Genomic DNA, 19,022 nt, shown 5'->3' on the forward strand with positions numbered 1-19,022 from the left:
TCATGCCTGCTCGAAGGTCTGGTGCTGGGCGCCGAGGCGGTCGATGGACAGCTCGACCACGTCGCCGGGGCGCAGGTAGGGGTGGTCGGGCAGGCCCAGGGCGACTCCGGCCGGGGTCCCGGTGTTGATGACGTCACCGGGTTCCAGCACCAGGTACTGGCTCAGGTACCAGACCAGGTGGGCGACGTCGAAGACCATGTTCTTGGTGCGCCCGTCCTGGCGCTTGACGCCGTTGACGGACAGGTACAGACCCAGGGCCTGGGGGTCGCCGACCTCCTCGGGGGTGACCAGCCAGGGGCCCAGCGGGTTGAACGTCTCGCAGGACTTCCCCAGATCCCACTGACCCGAGAACTCCAACTGGAACTCCCGCTCCGAGACGTCGTTGCTCACCGCATACCCGGCGATGACGTCCACGGCTGCCGCGGGCGAGTCCAGGTAGCGGGCCTGTTGGCCGATGACGACGGCCAGTTCGACCTCCCAGTCGGTCTTGGCCGAGTTCCGGGGGATCAGCACCCGGTCATGGGGGCCGACCACTGTGCCGGGGTCCTTCATGAACACCACCGGGCGGGGCGGGATCTCCGCGCCGGTCTCCGCCGCGTGGTCGCGGTAGTTGAGGCCGATGCAGACGACCTTCCCGGGCCGGGCCACCGGTGCGCCGATGCGCGGCTGGTCCGCCGGCAGCTCCGGGAGCGTCCCGGCTGCCAGCGCGGCGCGGGCTCGGCCGACGCCGTCGGAGGAGAGGAACGCACCGTCGATGTCACCGGTGACGGAGGAGAGGTCGAGCAGCCGACCGTCCTCGGTGAGCAGCGCGGGGCGCTCGCCCCCGACGGGGCCGACGCGTAGCAGCTTCATGTTTCAGGACTTCCCTCCGCTGGGAGGCATGGTGCCTCCGGGGCGGCCATAGATCGGATGACTGGCCGTACGGCTGCCTCGAACCCTACACAGCAGCTCGCAGGGCCCACAAGTATTCATCCGATGTCTTCAGGGCTTCCGCTGCTCATGTCCCATGAATGCCCAGCTGGCAGCCTTGTCTCCGGCCTTGTGCTGCCCAGTCATCCTCTCTCAACCTGTGGGTGATCCATGTCACGGTTCGGAATCATCGGATGATGCCCTTGCTCTGGGCGGCAACATGCTCGTAATCTCCGTTGCACCCCGAAAGGTGGCCAGTCCTCGGAGGACTGACCACTCGGAGCGCCCTGCAACCCGGCGGCTCCAGGCGCCGGACCTCTCCCGACCTTCCACCCCCCACTGGCACGGCTGATGCTCATGCCCCAGGCAGAGAGAAGAGTGTGCAATGAAGCTCACCCGTACGCGTACCAGCACCGCAGTGGCCACGGCCGCCGTTGTTGTGATGGTGGCGGGACTCGCCACCGGCTGCGGCCGCGGTGGCACCACCACGGCGAGCGGCACCGGTTCGGCAGCCGCCAAGGCGCCCATCGGGATCGACCTGCCGCGTGCCGATTCCGACTTCTGGAACTCCTACGCGCAGTACCTGAAGAAGGACACCGCCGCCGACGGCACCGACACGCTGCCGACCAGCAACTCGCAGAACGACATCACCAAACTGGTCGCCAACGTCCAGGTCTTCGAGAACACCGGCGCCAAGGCCATCATCATGGCCCCGCAGGACACCGGCGCCATCGCCTCCACCCTGGACGCCCTGGCCGCGAAGAAGATCCCGGTCGTCAGCGTCGACACCCGTCCCGACAAGGGCCAGGTCTACATGGTGGTGCGCGCCGACAACCGCGCCTACGGCACCCAGGCCTGCCAGTTCCTCGGCAAGACCCTCAACGGCAAGGGCAAGGTCGCCGAGTTCGAGGGCGATCTGACCTCCATCAACGGCCGGGACCGCTCCGAGGCCTTCGCGGACTGCATGAAGACCAACTTCCCCGGCATCACCGTCTTCCCGCTGATCACCAACTGGGACGGCACCGTCGCCTCCGGCAAGCTGCAGACCCTGCTGGCCCAGCACCCGGACCTGAACGGCCTCTACATGCAGGCCGGCGGCGTCTTCCTGCAACCCACCCTGGCGCTGCTCCAGCAGAAGAACCTGCTCAAGCCGGTCGGCACCCCGGGCCACATCGCCATCATCTCCAACGACGGCATCCCGCAGGAGTTCGACGCGATCCGCAAGGGGCAGAATCGACGCCACGATCTCCCAGCCCGCCGACCTCTACGCCAAGTACGCGCTCTACTATGCCCGAGGCCGCGATCGCCGGCAAGACCTTCAAGCCCGGCCCCACCGACCACAACTCCACCATCATCAGCATCCCCAACGGTCTCGAGGACCAGCTCCCCGCGCCCCTGGTCACCAAGGCCAACGTCGACGACAAGACCCTCTGGGGCAACAACGTCAGCCAGTAGCCGCGGTCGGTGCTGCGGGCGGGTGCCACGACACCGCCCGCAGCCGTGCGGACACCACCCAGCATCCCCATGGAAAGGACGGCAGCCACCATGCCGGACCCAGCGACCGCTGAGGCGGCCGGATCCCCGGTGGTCGAGGTGACCGGTGTCTCCAAACGCTTCGGCGCCACCGTCGCGCTGAGCGACGCCAGGATCACCGTCCATCCGGCCGAGGCGCATGCCCTGGTCGGGCGCAATGGAGCAGGCAAGTCGACGCTGGTCTCGATCCTGACCGGTATTCAGCGGCCCGACACCGGAACCGTGCGCTTTCACGGAGCCGAGGCGCCCGCCTACGGCGACATCGACGCCTGGCGCACCCGCGTGGCCTGCGTCTACCAGCACTCCACCATCATGCCGGACCTCACGGTCACCGAGAATCTGTTCTTGAACCGGCAAAGTGACTCGGCGTTCCGCCCAGTGGCCTGGAAGGCGCTCCGCCGCCGGGCCGCGGACCTGCTCGGCGAGTTCGGCGTGGACATCGACCCCTCGGTGCGGGCCCGGACCTGACCGTGGAGCAGCGCCAGTTCGTCGAGATCGCCCGCGCCCTGTCTTTCGGCGCCCGGTTCATCATCCTCGACGAGCCCACGGCCAAGCTCGACGCCCCGCGGCATCGATCGGCTGTTCACCAAGCTGCGCGAACTCCAGCAGCGGGGCGTGGCGTTCCTGTTCATCTCGCACCACCTGCAGGAGGTGTACGAGCTGTGCGGCACCGTCACCGTCTACCGGGACGCCCGGCACATCCTCACCGCCCCGGTGGCCGAACTCGGCCAGGAGGCCCTGGTGGAGGCGATGACCGGGGAGGGAACCGTCGCCACCGCGCCGAGCGGTCCCTACACCGCGCCCGCGGTGACGGAAGGGCCGGGCCTTCTGGACGTCAGCGCACTATCCCTCCCCGGCGCCTTCGCGGACATCGACCTGGCCGTGCGGGCCGGCGAGCTGGTCGGCCTGGCCGGTGCGGCGGCCAGCGGCAATGTGCAGCTGGGGGAGACCCTGGCCGGGCTGCACCGCGCGTCGGGCGGCGAGGTGCGGGTGGCCGGGCGGCGGGTCCGCAGCGGCGATGTGCCCACCGCGCTGGCGGCCGGCGTGGGAACTCGTTCCCGAGGACCGGCATCTGCAGGGCCTGGTGGTCCAGCGCAGTGTGGCCGAGAACGCCACGCTGACCGTCGGCGACCAGCTCGGTCCCTTCGGCACCGTGCTGCCGGCCAGGACCAGGGCCTTCGCCCAGCGCATGATCAAGGATCTGGACATCAAAGACCCCCGGCCCGGGCACCCTGGTCTCCGCCCTGTCCGGCGGCAACCAGCAGAAGGTGGTGATCGCCCGCGCCCTGGCCACCGACCCGAAGGTGCTGGTCGCGATCCGGCCCACCAACGGCGTGGACGTCAAGTCCAAGGAGTTCCTGCTGGCCCGGATCCGGCAGGTGGCGGACAGCGGAAAGGCGGCGCTGATCGTCTCGGACGAACTGGACGACCTGCGGGCCTGCGACCGGGTCGTGGTGATGTTCCACGGCCGGGCGGTCGCCGAGTTCGCGCACGGGTGGAGCGAGGAGCAGTTTGGTCGCCGCCATGGAGGGCATGGCGACCGACTCACACGAAAGGAAGCACACTGATGTCCCGCAGCACTGACCTCTCCGCGCAGCCGGCGGCCGTCGCGGTCGAGCCGGCCGCCCTGTCGTCCGAGAGCCGGTTCGACTTCAAGCGCTACCGGGAGCTGTCCCTGGTGCCGGTGCTGCTGGTGATCGGAGTGATCGGGTTCATTGCCTCGCCCGCGTTCCTGACCTCCACCAACCTGCTCGGCGTGGCCCAGCAGTCCACCGAGCTCAGCCTGCTGGTGCTGGGCGAGGCACTGATCCTGATCTGCGGCCGGATGGACCTCTCGCTGGAGTCCACCATCGGCGTGGCACCGGTGATCGCGGTCTGGCTGGTGCTCCCCACCCACGGCGGACGCTTCGACGGCCTGGGCCTGATGCCGGGCTGGACCGCCATCCCGCTGTGCCTGCTGATCGGCGCGCTGGTCGGGGCGTTCAACGGCTTCCTGATCCTCAAGCTGCGACTGAACGGCTTCATCGTCACCCTCGGCGGGCTCACCATGCTGCGCGGACTGCAGGTCGCGGTCTCCCAGGGCCAGTCCATCGTCGAACTCCCCACCTCCTTCACCTACCTGGGCCGCGCCTCCTGGCTGGGCGCGCCCGCCGCGATCTGGATCTGCGGCCTGCTGTTCCTGATCGGCGGCTCGGCCCTGGCCTGGCTGCGGCACGGCCGGGCGCTGTACGCGATCGGCGGCAACGCCGAGGCGGCCCGTACCGCCGGGATCCGGGTGGACCGGATCACCTGGATCGTGCTCGTCATCGGCGGCCTGCTGGCCGCCTTCGCCGGGATCCTCTACACCGGCCACTACGGGTCCATCTCGGCGACCCAGGGCAGCGGCTGGATCTTCCAGGTCTTCGCCGCCACCGTGATCGGCGGCGTCAGCCTCAACGGCGGACGCGGCACCCTGTTCGGCGCGCTGACCGGGGTGCTCACCCTGCAACTGGTCGTCAATGTGATGACCCTGGCCGGGGTTCCGCCGCTGTGGAACCAGTTCCTCAACGGGGCGATCATCATCGTCGCCCTGATCATCTCCCGCTTCGCCTCCGGCGAGAAGCAGGAGTAGGCGGCGGTGGCCGTCACTGACGACGCGATCGCCAGGATCAAGGAAATGATCATCGCCGGGGTGCTCGCGCCGGGGTCCCGGCTGCCCCGGGAGGAAGATCTCGCGCTGGCAGCTGGGCCTCTCCCGCAGCTCGCTGCGGGAGGCGGTGCGGGCGCTGACCGCGATGCGGATCCTGGTCAGCAAGCAGGGCGACGGCACCTATGTGTCCAGCCTGGAGCCGCACCTGCTGCTGGAGGCGCTGTCCTTCGTCTCCGACGTCTCGTACGGGGACGGCGCCGCGCAGCTGCTGCAGGTGCGCCGGCTGCTGGAGCCCCCCGCCACCGGGCTCGCCGCCCGGCTGATCACCGATCAGGACCTGTCCGTGCTGCGCTCGATCCTGGCCCAGAGCGTGGCGGCGGTCAGCATCGAGGCGTTCATCGAGTGGGACGTCGCCTTCCACCGGACCATCGTCGAGGCGGTCGGCAACCCGGTGCTGTCCATGCTGCTGGACACCCTGTCCACCCGCACCCAGCGGCTGCGGCTGGTCCGCGGGACGCATCTGCACAACACCCTCGAACCGGTGCACCGCGAGCACGAGACCATCCTGCGGGCCCTGGAGGCGCGCGACCCCCAGCTCGCCGCCTCGGCCGCGATGCTGCACGTGGCCGCGGTGGAGCAGTGGCTGGAGGGCTGCGCCCCCGCCCTGCTTCAGCCGGTGCCGGTCACAGCGCGCGGCCGAGCCAGCGGGTGATGCTGGCGATGTGCACGGTGGACCAGGCCCGCGCCGCCTCGGTGTCGTGAAAGGTCAGCGCCTCCAGGATCGAGCGGTGCTCGGCGACCGTGCGCCGCACCGCCTCCTGCTGAGTGATGCCGCGCCAGATCCGGGCCCGGACGGTCGGCCCGGAGATGGTCTCCAGCAGCGAGCACAGCAGCGGGATGCCGGTGGCCGCGGCGATCCGGTTGTGGAACTCCAGGTCGTTCGCCACCAGGTCCTCGATGCTGGGATCCTCGCCCAGCCGGTCCAGCAGCTCGCCGAGTTCGGTGAGCTGCTGGTCGTTGATGCGCTGGGCGGCGAGGGCGGTCGCGGCCGGCTCCAGGATGCCGCGGACCTGGAACGCCTGCATCACCGTGTCGTCCTGGTGGAAGTCCAGGATGAAGGTGACCGCCTCCAGCAGCAGCTGCGGCTCCAGGCTGCTGACATAGGTGCCGTCGCCCTGCCGGACGTCGAGGATGTTCAGCAGCGACAGCGCGCGCACCGCCTCCCGCAGCGAACTGCGGGACAGGCCGAGCTGCGCCGCCAGCTCGCTCTCCTTGGGCAGCTTGTCCCCCGGGAGCAGCACTCCGGAGACGATCATTCCCTTAATCTTCTCGATCGCCTCGTCGGTGACCGCCACGTGATGCCCTTCTCCTGGATCCTCTGCCTGCCAGTATGGCAGTCATCGGACCGTCAGCTCAGGAAAGCCAGGTTCACCGCGGCGGCCATGGCCTGCATGCCCGCACTGTTGGGGTGGAGGCCGTCGCCGCTGTCGTAGCCGGGGTTGAGGGCGGCGGGGTTGGCCGGGTCCTTCATGACCGCGTCGAAGTCGACCACGCCGTCGAAGGCCCCGCCGGTCCTGATCCAGGTGTTGACGGCGGTGCGGAGCGCCTGCTGGTCGGCGGTCAGCGAGGCCTGGGGCGTGATCGTCCCGCCGATCATCCGCACCCCGGCCGCATGCGCCCGGGCGATCAGGGTCTGGTAGCCGTTGATCAGGTCCTGGGCGGTCAGCGGGCTGCCATTGGCGTTGACCATGGCGTGGATGTCATTGATGCCCTCCAGCAGCAGCACGTCCTTGACGCCCGGTTGGCCCAGGGCGTCCTGGCCGAACCGGGTCAGCGCGGCGGTGCCCTGGTCGGAGTAGGGGGAGTCGGTCAGCACCCGGTTGCCGCTCAGCCCGTCGTCGGCCGCGGCCAGCCGCTGGCCCCCGGGTTCGGCGGCCAGCCGGTCGGCGAGCAGGTCCGGCCAGCGCTGGTCGGCGCCGACGGTGGAGTTGTAGCCGTCGGTGATCGAGTCGCCGAACGCCACCACCGTGCCGGTCGCGGTCGGCGAGACCACGTCCAGCCCGGACAGGTAGTACCAGGAGGTGGTGGTGGTCGGATAGGCCGTCGCGGCGTCCTCGCCGCTGTGGTTCCCGGCGGTGGAGAGATAGCTGGTGGCGATCGCGTTGGAGTGCCAGGTGGACGGGCCGGTACTGCCGGGCAGGTAGATGCTGACCAGCAGGTCCTCACCCTGGGTGACGGTCATCCCGATCACATCGCTCTGCACCGCCGCGCCGGCCGCCACGGTGACCGTGCCGGAGCGCGCGAACAGCGCGGTGTGGTGCGTCCCCGGCACCGCCGCGCCCCCGCTGCCCCGGACCGCGACATCCACCGCCCCGACCGCCAGCGCGGCGCCGCTGCGCTCGTCGGAGACCCGGATCCGCAGCCCGGACCCGGCCACGCTGCTGCGCACCACCATCCGGACGGTCTGGTTGGTGAAGGCCGGGCCGCCGCTGCCCTGGCTGGGCGACCAGGCGGCGACCCTGGGCCGCTCCCGCAGCAGCCACTGCTGCCCGGCCAGCCCGGTGCAGGGCTGCTGCACCAGAGCGCTCCCGTTGGCGGTGGCCGGGGCCGCGGTGTCCAGGCACAGGCCGCTGCTGACCGACCTGAGCGCATAACCCCCGGCCGTGCCGGAGCGGGTGACCTGCCACAGCTGGTTGGCGTGGCCGCTGCAGCCCCACTGGTCCAGCGCGGTGCCGGCCGTGCCGGCGGAGCCGGGGACGTCCAGGCACTGGCCGCTGTGCAGCGCCGCCAGCGAGACATGGCCGCTGCCGTCGCTGACGGCCTGCCAGAGCTGGTTCGGGGCGCCGGTGGCGTCAGCCTGCGTCACTGCGGAGCCCTGCGCCTGCGACGATCCGTGCACCTCGGCGTTCCGCCCGCTGTTCACCGAGGTCAGCGTGTAGACATGGCTGTCCTGCGGCACGGTCGGCGCCGCTGACGCGGTGTCGAAGCGGTCGATCAGCAGATAAGCTGCCGCTCTGCTTGGTGAGGGTGAGGGTGTGTCGGGCCACCGGCAGGCCGCCGACCGAGTACACCGTCTGCTGGGCCGTCCGGCCGGCCGCGCTCGCGTCCACCGTGCCCTGGTCGGCGCCGTCCAGGGAGACCCCGATCTTGCCCTCGTCGCTGCTCCGCTCGGTGAGCAGGCTGATGCCGGTGCCGTAGAAGGCGACGGTGACGCTGTCCCCGTTGGTCGTGGTGTAGTGCACGTCGTCGCCGTAGTCGCCGAACCCGCGGCCGCCCTGGGCGTGCCAGCTGCCGCTGTAGCCGATCGCGGGGTCGGTGTCATTGACGCTGCGGGCCACCGAGAAGCCGTCCAGGGTCATAAAGGTGCCGTTGTTCTTGACCACCTTGACGGTGTGGCTGCCGGGGGTCAGCCCGGAGACGCTGTAGATCGGCTGCTGGGTCAGCCTGCTGGCCGCGGTGGTGCTGACCGCGCCCTTGTCGACCCCGTCCAGGTAGACCTCCACGTCGCCCTGGTCGCTGACCTTCTCGCCGATCACCTGCACCCCGGTGCCGGTGAAGGTGAGCGAGGCGCTGTCGCCGTTGGTCGAGGTGTCGTGGATCCCGTCGTTGTCGTCGCCCAGGCCGCGGAGCTGGCTGGTGCTCCAGCTGCCGGTGTAGCTGATCGCGAGGTCGTCGTCGTCGATCCGGCCGGTGAGCGGCCGGTTCACCCCGTTCGGCCCGGACGCGGCCATCACCGCCAGCGCCGCCGCGGGCCAGACCCCGCCGGAGGCGACGGTGGTACCGGTGACGGTGACATGGGTGCCGTTGTCGGTGAAGGTGCCGGTGTCGCTGGTGTTGTCGTGCACGGTGATGTCATGGATGCTCGGCGTCCACATGAACACCCAGCTCGCCCCCGAGCTGAGGTACTGCACCACATTGTCGTGGGTGTCCCAGCAGGAGCTGCCCTCGTCGTGGTAGATCATGTTGCCGGAGTGGTTGCCGATCGCCAGGACGTTGCCCGCGAGCACGGAGGTGGCGGAGCAGCTGCTCCCGGCCGCGCCGGAACTGCCGCCCTGCCCGCCGAGGGTGTAGATGGCGCCGCCGTCGTTGAGCACCTGCATGACGCTGTGCACATAGTTGTCGGTGACCTGGTTTCCGGCCGCATAGCTGCTGCCGTGCCGGCAGGGGGTGCCGGCCGGGGCGTTGTTCTGCTGGTTGATCAGGGTGCAGTCGGACTGCCAGCCCCAGCCCCAGCCGATCGAGATCCCGGTGTAGGGGGTCTCGCTGACGTCGTTGTGGGAGATCACGGCGTTCTTGGTGAACCCGGCCCAGATGCCCGCGGCGTCCGAGTAGTCCTGGCCGACGTGGTCGACGGTGTTCTGGGTGACCGTGTCGCCGCTGGTCTGCAGGGCGGCCGTGTTCTGGTAGTAGTCGTCGACCTCGCCCAGGGACACCCCGGTGCCGGAGACATCGGTGATCTGACTGCCGGTCAGGGTGGAGTCCTGGGTCTGGTCGGCGAAGTCGATGCCGCTGCCGCCGGTGTGCTCGATCACGTCGTCGCTGAAGCTGATGGCCCGGCCCCGGTGCACCTGGACGGCGGCCGGGATGACCATCGGTGTGTGGGCCACCGGATCCCACAGCACCCCGGCCTGGTTGTCGATGTAGCCGGTGGTCGACGGCTGGTTCCAGGTGGTGCCGGTGAAGGTGATGCCGCTGAAGCCCAGGTCGTGCACCTGGGCGACCACGTCGGGGACGACGGTGAAGCCGTCCACGGTCAGATAGCTGCCGCTGGTCTTGACCAGCTTGACCGTGTGGTTCCCCTTGGCCAGTCCGCTGACCGCGACGACGGTCTGCTGCGCCAGCTTGGTGGGCGCTGCGGTCGAGACGGTCTGGGTCTTGGTCCCGTCCACATAGACGTCCACATTGCCCTGATCGGGGCTCAGTTCGCCGAGCACCTCCAGACCGGTGCCGGAGAAGCTGTAGCTGACCGAGTCGCCGTTGGTCCCGGTGTAGTGGATGTCGTTGCCCAGGTCACCGAAGGCCCGCCCGGTGGAGGTGGACCAGGCGCCGGTGTACGTGGCGGCGCTGCTGGTGTCATTGGCCGGCGCCAGGTGGCCCGGGGTGCCGGACAGGTCCAGCAGCTCCTGCGCGGTGGGCAGTTCGACGTCCGCGGTCGACAACGGCTCGCCGGGGCGCGGGATGTATGTAGTAGACGTAGCCCGCCGTGCTGTCCAGGTAGAACTGGCCCGGCTGGGTGAGCAGTTGGTAGGCGTTCTCGATCCAGCTGAGCCCGGTCAGCTTGGGCAGCCCGGCCCCGTTGAACGGGTACTGGAGGTTGGGGACGCTGGTGTTGTTGTTGGCGAAGCAGGCCGGGTCGATGTTCAGGCTGGAGCCGCCGCCGGACAGCGCGGTGATGCTCGACAGCGGGCAGCGCATCTGCTTCCAGTCGTTGTCGTTGACGATCTCGACCTGGGACTGGTGGGTGAAGGAGGTGTAGGAGGCGTCACTGGTGGTGAAGCTCGACCCGCTGAGGGTGAAGCCGTCGGGGTTGAGCGCGCTACGCGCCCGCTGGGCCCGCACGCCGTTGACGAACAGCTGCCTGCTCTGGGTGCCGGCCGGGACAGCGGCGCGGTAGATGCCCTTGCCGGCGTCGTACAGGGCGAAGCCGTTGACCTTGCTGGCTCCGCTGATCACCGGCACCTGACCGGGGTAGGCCTGGTAGACCACGGTGTGGCCGTTCTGGCCCGAGTCCTGCGGCCCGAACCGCAGCGGGCCGGTCACCCGGTAGGTCCCGCCGAGCAGGTCGACGTCGATGTCGGCGGCCATGCTCGGGGCGAGCGTCCGCACCCGGGTCTCGGCGGCCGGCAGGCTGCACGGCGCCGCCAGGGTGCAGGCGGCCCCCGCGCCTGCTGCGCCGGTGGGGGAGGCGTAGAGGACGGTGGGGGCAGCAGCTGGAGCGGCTAAGGCTGGCGTCTGGGACAGGCCGAGCAGTGACCCGGCGAGAAGACCGGATATCGCGAGGGCGGCAAACGGGCGTGGGGGCATGAACTCTCCTCAGCGAGACTCATGAAGGGCACCCCATTGCTCGGATCTATCCGGGGGCAATGCGCACGTTACGGGAGGATTTCCGATTCATACAAGGGTTACATCCGATGACTATCATCCGGGACGTCGGAGGGCACGGTCGACCAAGGGGCCGGCCGCCCCGGTGTAGCCGGCCGGGTCGAGGAGGTCGGTCAGGGCGGCAGGGGAGAGGTGCTCGGTCACCGCAGGCACCTCGGCGAGCACCTCGGCCAGCGGTCGGCCGGTGGCGTCCGCCGTGATGGAGGCCTCGGTGAGCAGCTGCTTCGCCCGGCCCTTGCCCAAGGCCGGAGCGAGCACCGCCACCACCCGCTCGGAGACCAGCTGACTGCCGGTCAGCCCCAGATTGGCCGACATCCGCTCAGGTCGGACGACCAGCCCTTCGCTGAGTTCCACGGCGGTGTGCACCGCGCCGCCGGTCAGCCGCAGGGCCTCGCGCAGCAGCAGCCACTCGGCGTGCCACACCCCGGCCGAGCGCTCGTCCTCGGCGAGCATGCACTGGGTCAGGCCCATGGCCAGGCAGGGGACCTGGAGCGCGGCGCTGCGGATCAGGGTGGCGAGCACCGGGTTGCGCTTGTGCGGCATCGCCGACGAACTGCCGCGTCCGGTCACCGCCGCCTCGGCCACCTCGGCGACCTCGGTCCGGGTCAGCGACAGTACATCGACGGCGATCTTGCCGACCGCGCCCACCGCGAAGCCCAGCACGGCGGCCAGGTCCGCGATCGGGGTGCGCAGCGCGTGCCAGGGCAGAACCGGCACGGCCAGGCCGGTCTCCGCGGCGTAGGCGGCGGTCAGCCAATCGGCGAAGTCCTCCGGGTCGGGCTTGCCCTCGGCGGCGTCCAGCGTCGCGTACTCCAGGTAGCCGGCCAGGGTGCCTGCCGCGCCGCCGAGGGAGACCGGCAGGCCGCCGGTCAGCACCCGGTCGATCCGCTCCGCCGCGTCCAGCACCAGATCGCGCCAGCCGGCGGCCTTGAGGCCGAAGGTAGTGGGCACGGCGTGCAGGGCCAGCGTCCGGCCGGCCATCAGGGTGTCCCGGTGCTGGGCGGCGAGCACGCCCAGGGCTTCTGCCGTCCGCTCCAGATCGGCCCTGATGATGGTCAACGCACGGGCGCTGACCAGCATCATTCCGGTGTCGAGGACGTCCTGGCTGGTCGACCCCCGGTGTACGTACGGGGCTGCCTCCGGGTCGGTCCGGGCCACCAGTTCGGTGAGCGCGGCGACCAGGCCGACCACCGGGTTGGCGGTCTCCCGGGCGGCGAGGGACAGCGCCCGCAGATCCAGCAGCTCCGCCCGGGCGGCCCGGGTTATCGCCTCCGCGGCGGACGGTGGGAGGGTGCCGAGGTTGGCCTGGGCCCGGGCCAACGCCGCCTCGGCGTCGAGCATGGCCTGCAGCCAGGCCTGATCGCTCACCGCGGCCTCGACCGGGGTGCCGACCCGGACCGGGGACAGCAGACCGGCGTCCAGAGCTTCGTTGTTGTCCGGTGCACTCACGTCATGACCTCCAGCAGATCGGTGTGGGGGCGCTCGCCTCCCACGGGTCGCAGTGCCAGGACCGCGCGGGCGATGGCGTCGGAGTCGCCGAGGGTCACCGAGTTGACACCCGGTCGGATCCCCGCCGCGGTCACCCAGTGCACGGTCTCGGTGGGGACACCGTAGGCGAACAGCCTCTGGTTGGGCCTGCCGGCCGCGTCGAGTACCCGGTAGGGACGCCGGGTCACCGCCAGGCCGCCGGTCCGGTAGTCGGCGCCATGAGCGACCGCCATGCTGTGGGTGCGGCAGCGCGAGGTGCTGAGCAGGTGTTCCAGCAGTGGATCGGCCGTGCGGCGCAGATCGGGCTCGGGCAGCCGGGCCTCGATCAACGCGGTGGCCCGGACCGGCATGCCGCCGACCGAGGCCGATTCGGCGACAAAGGCCGGGCCATCCGGGTCGATGCTGACCCGCATCCGGGGGCCGACCAGCTCCACCACGCCCGCCTCCACCAGCGCCATCAGTTCTTCGATCCGGCTGGCCGGTGGGCCGATCGAGACAAAGGCGTTCAACGGCGTGTACCAGGACTGGAGTTCGTCCCGATAGGAGTTGCCTTCCAGGCCGCCGTGGTCCACCGCGAGCCGAAGTTCGTTGCGCAGATCGCGGAGCACGTCCAGGGCCGCCTTCAGCGGGCCGCTGACATTGCCGGCCCGGGCCTCGCGCACATCATCGGCGAGGTAGTGCAGCAGCCACGCGCCGAACGCCTCGCGGTCGGCGAACTCGGTTGCGCCGTAGGGCTTGGCGATCCGACCCCAGTCCCAGCGCTGGTCGGCGGCTATTCGGTACTCATCCAGCAGGGCTTCCGGAGAGTCGTCCTGATCAATCGTCAGAAACCTTTCCACGAAGTGCTGTTGCTCATCCGCGCGGCCCAGGGCAGCCAGCAGAGTTCCGTAGTAGACACTCTCCACCTCCCGGGCGATCAGCGGCCACAGGTCCAGGCCGAAGTACACCCGTCCACCGGCCGCCACGCGCCCGCGCAACTCGGCGATGTGTTGCAGTGTCAGCAACCGTGGGTGGTAACGGCCGTGGGCGCCCTTCTCATTGTCGCCGCGCGCGTGGTAGGGGATTCCGCGCCGGGAGCCTGCGTAGATCTTCGGCTCCTGGCCGGACGGTCGGTAAGTGAGCCGGTCGGCCGTGCGGGTGAACTCGCCGCCGCGGCCGACTGTCAGCAGCGCCATGTGGTCGAAGAAGTTCAGCCCCAGGCCGCGCAGCAGCAGCGGCTCGCCCGGTTTGATCACCGAGAGGTCCAGGTCCGCCGGATTGGCCGGGAGCAGATACGTCAGCCCGTGGGCGTCTGCCGCGCGGGCCAACTCCGCCTCGTGGGCGGTCGGCTGCACCGGCAGGTGGCCCTGCGCCAGCACGGTCGCGGTCAGGTCGGTCAGTCGGGTGCCGTCGGCGAGGGTCAGGGTCTGTCTGCCGTCCGGCTCGTCCTCGTCCAGGGCCACCGCCAGGGTGCGGTGCACCCGGATCGCCACCTGCGGCGGGGCCATCGACACCACCCGCTCGAACATCTCCTCCAGGTAGCGGCCGTAGAGGGCGCGGCTGGGGTAGTCGTCCGGGCCCAGTCGGCGGGCCTCGGCGAGGAAGTCGTCGTCGAGCAAGGGTGCGTCGGCACCGGCCGCTACCTGGGCCCACTCATACAGGCTGGGCCCCGGCTCGACCGGTCCTTCCAGCTCCACGCTGTCGTCGGTGAACACGGTGACCTGCGAGGCCACCGTGTTCATCAGCAGATGGCGCGACTGGCCGGTGCGCCACACCTGGCCGGGGCCGGGGCGGAACGGATCCACCACATGGATGGTCAGCGCCCTGCGGTCTGCCTGCTGGCGCTCATTGGCGCAGAGCCGCTCCAGAACCGACAGGCCGCGCGGGCCGGCCCCGACGATGCACACCTTGAGGTCTCCGCTGGGCATGTGCGTCTCCGTGAGGTGTGGGGAGCTACGAGCAAAATGAAGGGCTTGCGGTTGAGTCAGGGGTGTCAGTTGTTGCGGTTCGGCCAGGTCCATCGGTGCCGGGCCACTCGGTAGCTCCCGGGACCGGCCAGCGCGAGGGCCGCCCGGTAGCCGGGTGGCGCCGCGACATCGTTGACGTGGTAGTCGAGCGACCAGGCGTCTCGAGGTTGGCCAGCCGGTGCTGGGCCCAGGTCCGGCACCGGTATCCGCAGCCCCTGGGTCAGCCGCCCCCCATGTGCCTTGACCAGCGCTTCCTTGCGGGCCCAGAGCCGGGCGAAGCGGTCGGCCCGGGTCTCACGGTCCGCTGCCGCGCGGACGAAGCAGGCCTCCTCGGGAGGGAAGTAGCGGTTCGCCATCGCGGCCGCGTCCACCCGGGGCAGCACCCGTTGCACATCCACGCCGACCCGGCGCGAGGCGGTGATCGCGACCATGCCGACCTCGTCCGAATGGGAGAGGTTGACCTGTGTCCCGGCGCACCGGCCGGCCAGCTCGGGTTTGCCGTGCGGCCCGCGCTCCCAGCGGATCTCCTCGGCCGCCACCCCGACATACCGGGCGACGATATGGCGGAGGGCGCCATGGGCGAGGATGAACCGGCGGCGGTCGTCGGCCGAGCGGTAGCCGTCGGCACGGAGCCGCTCCTCGGCGTCGAGCACGGCGTACAGCTCCGCCGGCGCCGGCTCGGACGGCTGGTCCGGCACCAGCCACAGCTCGACCGTGTCGACCGCACTCAGCACTGTCGTGGTCATCGGGGCACCGCCGGTTCTGCGTGGTCCCGGACCAGTGCGGCCAGTCGGCGGACGCCCTCCTCGACCTGGGCCGGTTCCAGGGCGCTGCAGGACAGCCGAACTGCTTGGCAGCCTGCGGCGGCGCCGGAGGTGTCGCTGTAGAAGAAGCTCATCGGGGTCCACAGCACCCCGTAGTCGCGCCCCGAGGTCTCCAGCAACCGCACGTCCGCGATCAGCGGCAGCTCGACCACGGCGAAGAAGCCGCCGTCCGGCGCGTTCCAGCGGACCCGCGGGTCCTCGCCGAACTCGCTTTCCAGCGCGGCCAGCAGGGTGCGCAGACTGCGCCGGTAGAACTGGATCTTCTCCTGTCCGGCCGCCCGTGGGCTGCAGCCGGATTCCACCAGGAAGCCGCCGACCAGCGCCTGCGCGATCGGCGAGGTGTTCACCGTCAGCATGCTCTTGACCGTGGAGAGTTCGTCGGCGAGCAGGGTGCGCCGCCCCTCCGCGTCGATCACGGTCTGGTCGGCGACCAGGAAGCCGACCCGGACGCCGGGGACGAAGGACTTGGCGAAGGAGCCCAGGTAGACCACCCGCTGCTCGGTGTCCAGCGCCTTGAGCGCGGGCCGGGGTTCGTCGTCCAGCCCGAACAGTCCGTAGGGGTCGTCCTCCAGGATCAGCAGGTCGGCCTCCGCGGCCACCTCAAGCAGCCGGCGCCGAGCCGGCGTCGGCATGGTCGCCCCGGACGGATTGGCGAAGCTCGGCACCAGGTAGAGGGCGCGCGGTCGGCGTCCGCTCGCCCGCACCGCACGGGCCACCTCCAGCACCGTCTCCGGGTCGAGCCCGCCGGCCGACTCGGGCACCGGCACCACCTCGATGTCCAGCAGCCGGGCCGCCCCGGTCAGGCCGACGTAGCAGGGCTCGACCGCCAGCACCACATCGCCCGGTGCCGCGCACAGCCCGCGCAGCACCACCACCATCGCCTCCTGGCAGCCGGCGGTGACCATCACCGACTGCGCCGGCACCTCGATCCCCTCGTCCACCGACAGCATCCGCGCGATCAGCGCGCCGATGTTGCCGTTGGTCCGGCCGTACTGCAGCAGCTGCGTCTGCCGCTGCTCCTGGCTGAGGCCGAGCTCCTCCAGATGGGCCAGGTAGGTCTTGAGGTACCGGTCCAGGTCGTCGCTGCTGTGGAAGCCCTCGAACGGGCGTCCCGCCGCGAGCGAGATGGCGTCCGGGAACCGGGCGGTGACCTCGTTCAGGAAGTTCATCGAGGCCGAGGCCGGGTCGGCGACCGACCCGTGCAGCTCCTCGCGTGCCAGCTCCACCGCCATCGTCCGAGGCTCCTTCATCTTTCGCTCCTGAGTGCCACGGCGGTGCTGTCGAGCGCCTTCAGGCTGGGCCGTCCGGTGAGCGCCATGGTGTGGGCCAGCTCCTCGGTGGCGAGGTCCAGCACCCCGGCCACCCCGGCGGCGCCGTCTGCGGCCAGCCCCCACAGCACCGGCCGGCCGAGCAGGACGGTACGGGCCCCCAGCGCCAGCGCCGCGAACACATCGGTGCCGCCGCGGACCCCGCCGTCGAAGAGCACCGGGACGGCAGCCCCGATCGCGTCCACCACCTCGGCCAGCGCGTCCAGGCTCGCTGTGGCGCCGTCGAGCTGCCGGCCGCCGTGGTTGGAGACCACGATCGCGTCGGCGCCGTGCTCCACGGCGAGCACGGCGTCCTGGGCGGTGAGAATGCCCTTGAGCACCAGCGGCAGTTCGCTCCGCGCGCGCAGCCAGGCCAGGTCGGCCCAGGTCACTGACGGGTCGACAGCCTCGGCGGTGTGCACCGCCAGCGCGGAGACACCGGCGTCCGTGCGGTGGGCCGAGGCCATCAGCGCCGGATCCAGGTTGACGGCGGAGATGCCGGCCCCGATCGCGAAGCCGTTGCGGGCGTCCCGGTGCCGTCGGCCCAGCCGCGGCGCGTCCACGGTCAGCAGGATCGCGCGGCAGCCGGCCCCGGCGGCCCGGTCCACCAGGCCGGCCAGGACCTCGCGCCGGCGCAGCCAGTAGAGCTGGAACCAGAGCGGCCCGGTGGCCTCGGCGGCGATCTCCTCCAGGGTGCGGCTGGCGAAGATGCTGACCACATAGAGCGCCCCGGCCTTTCCGGCGCCGCGCGCGGTGGCGACCTCCCCCTCCGGGTGCACCAGCCGGTGGTAGGCGGTGGGGGCGACGCCCACCGGTGTGGCCAGCCTGGCCCCGAGCAGCTCGGTGCTGGTGTCGACGTGCGAGACGTCGACCAGCACCCGGGGGCGCAGGGTCACCCGCTCGAAGGCGCGGCGGTTGGCGGCGAGGGTGCGCTCGGTCTCGGCGCCGCCCTCGATGAAGTCCCAGACCGACCCGTCCAGGCGGAGCCGGGCCAGGCGCTGGTAGTCCTCTATGCAGACCGGGGGCGTGGTGGTGGTCATTGCAGCCGCCCATCGACGCCGGCGCCCAGGTCGAAGGCAGCCAGGGAGAACTGGCGCAGCCCGGGGTCGTAGTCGGCCAGGAGCAGGTTCTGGGACGCAGTGGAGGGCTCGGCCAGCTCGCCCGCCAGCTCCCACCACACTCCCGTGCACGGCTGTCCGGCGTCGACGACCCTCAGCTGCTTGTCCTCGGCCAGTGCCTCGGTCAGGGCCGGGACCAGGGCCGCCAGCGAGGACCCGAACACGGCGGTGACGGGCTCGGGGCCGAGGCCGAAGGCCTCGATCGCCGCTTCGGACGGCAGCGCCCGCGTGCTCACCTCGCCGATCCCGGTCACCCGCTCGCCCGGCTCCGGCTCGCCGAACAGCAGCGCCACGCCGAAGTTCCCGGCCGGGAGGGCCACCGGCACCCCCGGGTCGTAGGGCAGCGAGCCCTGCTCGACCACCAGCAGCAGCGCGCGCCGCAGCCCGCCGTCCCCGGCGTAGGCGCGGAGCAGCCGCAGCGCGGTGAACGCCGCGCCGCTGCCCTGGTCGCTGACCGCGAACGCCATCGGACCGCCCGGGCAGATGTGGCTCAGATAGGTGGTGGTGGCCCGGCCGGGGGTGATGTCCGGCACCGCGTAGGCGAGCACCAGCAGGTCCACCGACTCGCCCGCGGGCACGGCCAGCCGGATCAGCGCCTCGGCCATCTCCCCGTAGGACTGCCCCCCCTGCTCCAGCGCGTCCGCGTCCAGCTTGAGCCCGTACGGGCGCAGCAGGTCGGTCAGGTAGAGCCGCAACCGGTCGGTGTGGACGGTGTCACCGGCCAGCGCCGCCGGGTCCGGGAAGGCCAGCCGCACGGCGCGGCGGACGCCCCAGGCGGCAGGCGTCCGCTCTCCCGCTCGGTGGGGGGCGAAGGTGCGCATGGTCACGCTTCCGGGACCAGGTTTCCGGCGACGTAGTCGGCCAGCGTGCCGACCGTGCCGAAGTCGCCGCGGCCGAGGTCCTCGACGCTGATCTCCAACTCGAGGCGTTCCTCCAGTTCCAGGACGAGTTCAAGACCCGTGGTGGAGCTCATCCCGAGGGCCTCCATCAGCGTGGTGTCGGCGGTGGCCCCGGACACCTCGCGCTTGAGGACGTGGGGGAGCAGGGCGCAGATGCTGTCGACCAGCTGCTCGCGCAGGGCCGGGTCGATCGCGGTCAGGGCGGTGTCCTGCTCCGTCATCGGGGATCCTTTCGGTGGGTGCTCTGTGTGCGCCGGGTGCTTTGGG

General features: G+C 71.0%; 13 protein-coding genes and 3 pseudogenes. 4 read left to right on the forward strand and 12 right to left on the reverse strand.

Annotated features, from left to right (window positions below):
- Positions 1-852: a fumarylacetoacetate hydrolase family protein gene (locus tag ACXKR8_RS46285; RefSeq protein WP_458270547.1), complete on the reverse strand. Its 852-nt coding sequence runs from the start codon at positions 850-852 to the stop codon at positions 1-3.
- 442 nt (positions 853-1,294) lie between these two features.
- Here ACXKR8_RS46285 and ACXKR8_RS46290 point away from each other — a divergent pair.
- From ACXKR8_RS46290 to ACXKR8_RS46305, 4 genes and pseudogenes are all read left to right on the forward strand, one after another.
- A pseudogene (locus tag ACXKR8_RS46290) lies at positions 1,295-2,364 on the forward strand (sugar ABC transporter substrate-binding protein).
- A gap of 90 nt (positions 2,365-2,454) precedes the next feature.
- A pseudogene (locus ACXKR8_RS46295) lies at positions 2,455-4,026 on the forward strand (sugar ABC transporter ATP-binding protein).
- Entirely contained in the window at positions 4,010-5,053 is a 1,044-nt protein-coding gene (locus ACXKR8_RS46300; protein WP_458270550.1) for an ABC transporter permease, read from the forward strand. The pseudogene ACXKR8_RS46295 and the gene ACXKR8_RS46300 overlap by 17 nt, the downstream one beginning before the upstream one ends.
- A 6-nt stretch (positions 5,054-5,059) precedes the next feature.
- Positions 5,060-5,783 (forward strand): annotated as a pseudogene (locus ACXKR8_RS46305) (FadR/GntR family transcriptional regulator).
- Here the strand turns inward: ACXKR8_RS46305 and ACXKR8_RS46310 are convergent.
- From ACXKR8_RS46310 to ACXKR8_RS46360, 11 genes are all read right to left on the reverse strand, one after another.
- A complete protein-coding gene (locus tag ACXKR8_RS46310) occupies positions 5,755-6,426 on the reverse strand; it encodes a FadR/GntR family transcriptional regulator (protein ID WP_458270552.1) in 672 nt (223 codons plus the stop codon). The pseudogene ACXKR8_RS46305 and the gene ACXKR8_RS46310 overlap by 29 nt on opposite strands.
- 53 nt (positions 6,427-6,479) lie before the next feature.
- On the reverse strand, positions 6,480-8,030 hold the full coding sequence (locus tag ACXKR8_RS46315; protein WP_462100132.1) for an RICIN domain-containing protein: 1,551 nt from the start codon (positions 8,028-8,030) through the stop codon (positions 6,480-6,482).
- Positions 7,924-10,230: a hypothetical protein gene (locus ACXKR8_RS46320; protein ID WP_462100133.1), complete on the reverse strand. Its 2,307-nt coding sequence runs from the start codon at positions 10,228-10,230 to the stop codon at positions 7,924-7,926. Before ACXKR8_RS46320 ends, ACXKR8_RS46315 begins: the two co-directional genes overlap by 107 nt.
- Positions 10,145-11,095 (reverse strand): hypothetical protein, encoded by a 951-nt coding sequence (locus ACXKR8_RS46325; protein WP_462100134.1) that lies wholly within the window; start codon positions 11,093-11,095, stop codon positions 10,145-10,147. The genes ACXKR8_RS46320 and ACXKR8_RS46325 overlap by 86 nt, the downstream gene beginning before the upstream one ends.
- 114 nt (positions 11,096-11,209) lie before the next feature.
- Positions 11,210-12,622, reverse strand: a complete 1,413-nt coding sequence (locus ACXKR8_RS46330; protein WP_458270554.1) for a nitrosuccinate lyase — start codon at positions 12,620-12,622, stop codon at positions 11,210-11,212.
- Positions 12,619-14,568, reverse strand: coding sequence for an FAD/NAD(P)-binding protein (locus tag ACXKR8_RS46335; RefSeq protein ID WP_458270555.1), 1,950 nt, complete (start codon positions 14,566-14,568; stop codon positions 12,619-12,621). Before ACXKR8_RS46335 ends, ACXKR8_RS46330 begins: the two co-directional genes overlap by 4 nt.
- A 65-nt stretch (positions 14,569-14,633) precedes the next feature.
- On the reverse strand, positions 14,634-15,353 hold the full coding sequence (locus ACXKR8_RS46340) for a 4'-phosphopantetheinyl transferase family protein (RefSeq protein ID WP_458270556.1): 720 nt from the start codon (positions 15,351-15,353) through the stop codon (positions 14,634-14,636).
- On the reverse strand, positions 15,350-16,681 hold the full coding sequence (locus ACXKR8_RS46345; RefSeq protein ID WP_458270557.1) for an aminotransferase-like domain-containing protein: 1,332 nt from the start codon (positions 16,679-16,681) through the stop codon (positions 15,350-15,352). Before ACXKR8_RS46345 ends, ACXKR8_RS46340 begins: the two co-directional genes overlap by 4 nt.
- Positions 16,678-17,778 carry an alpha-hydroxy acid oxidase gene (locus ACXKR8_RS46350; RefSeq protein WP_458270558.1) on the reverse strand — a complete coding sequence of 367 codons (1,101 nt, stop codon included), beginning with the start codon at positions 17,776-17,778 and terminating at the stop codon, positions 16,678-16,680. Before ACXKR8_RS46350 ends, ACXKR8_RS46345 begins: the two co-directional genes overlap by 4 nt.
- Positions 17,775-18,677: a hypothetical protein gene (locus ACXKR8_RS46355; protein ID WP_458270559.1), complete on the reverse strand. Its 903-nt coding sequence runs from the start codon at positions 18,675-18,677 to the stop codon at positions 17,775-17,777. Before ACXKR8_RS46355 ends, ACXKR8_RS46350 begins: the two co-directional genes overlap by 4 nt.
- A gap of 2 nt (positions 18,678-18,679) precedes the next feature.
- On the reverse strand, positions 18,680-18,976 hold the full coding sequence (locus ACXKR8_RS46360; protein ID WP_458270560.1) for a phosphopantetheine-binding protein: 297 nt from the start codon (positions 18,974-18,976) through the stop codon (positions 18,680-18,682).
- Between the last annotated feature and the right edge of the window lie 46 nt (positions 18,977-19,022).

The organism is Streptacidiphilus sp. PAMC 29251 (genome assembly GCF_054208735.2).

Excerpts from the sequence above, each read along its gene's own strand:
- ACXKR8_RS46285 (WP_458270547.1), bottom strand. The coding sequence starts at position 852 with ATGAAGCTGCTACGCGTCGGCCCCGTCGGGGGCGAGCGCCCCGCGCTG.
- ACXKR8_RS46345 (WP_458270557.1), bottom strand. The coding sequence starts at position 16,681 with ATGAAGGAGCCTCGGACGATGGCGGTGGAGCTGGCACGCGAGGAGCTG.
- ACXKR8_RS46360 (WP_458270560.1), bottom strand. The coding sequence starts at position 18,976 with ATGACGGAGCAGGACACCGCCCTGACCGCGATCGACCCGGCCCTGCGC.
- ACXKR8_RS46340 (WP_458270556.1), bottom strand. The coding sequence starts at position 15,353 with ATGACCACGACAGTGCTGAGTGCGGTCGACACGGTCGAGCTGTGGCTG.
- ACXKR8_RS46350 (WP_458270558.1), bottom strand. The coding sequence starts at position 17,778 with ATGACCACCACCACGCCCCCGGTCTGCATAGAGGACTACCAGCGCCTG.
- ACXKR8_RS46355 (WP_458270559.1), bottom strand. The coding sequence starts at position 18,677 with ATGCGCACCTTCGCCCCCCACCGAGCGGGAGAGCGGACGCCTGCCGCC.
- ACXKR8_RS46325 (WP_462100134.1), bottom strand. The coding sequence starts at position 11,095 with ATGCCCCCACGCCCGTTTGCCGCCCTCGCGATATCCGGTCTTCTCGCC.
- ACXKR8_RS46335 (WP_458270555.1), bottom strand. The coding sequence starts at position 14,568 with ATGCCCAGCGGAGACCTCAAGGTGTGCATCGTCGGGGCCGGCCCGCGC.
- ACXKR8_RS46300 (WP_458270550.1), top strand. The coding sequence starts at position 4,010 with ATGTCCCGCAGCACTGACCTCTCCGCGCAGCCGGCGGCCGTCGCGGTC.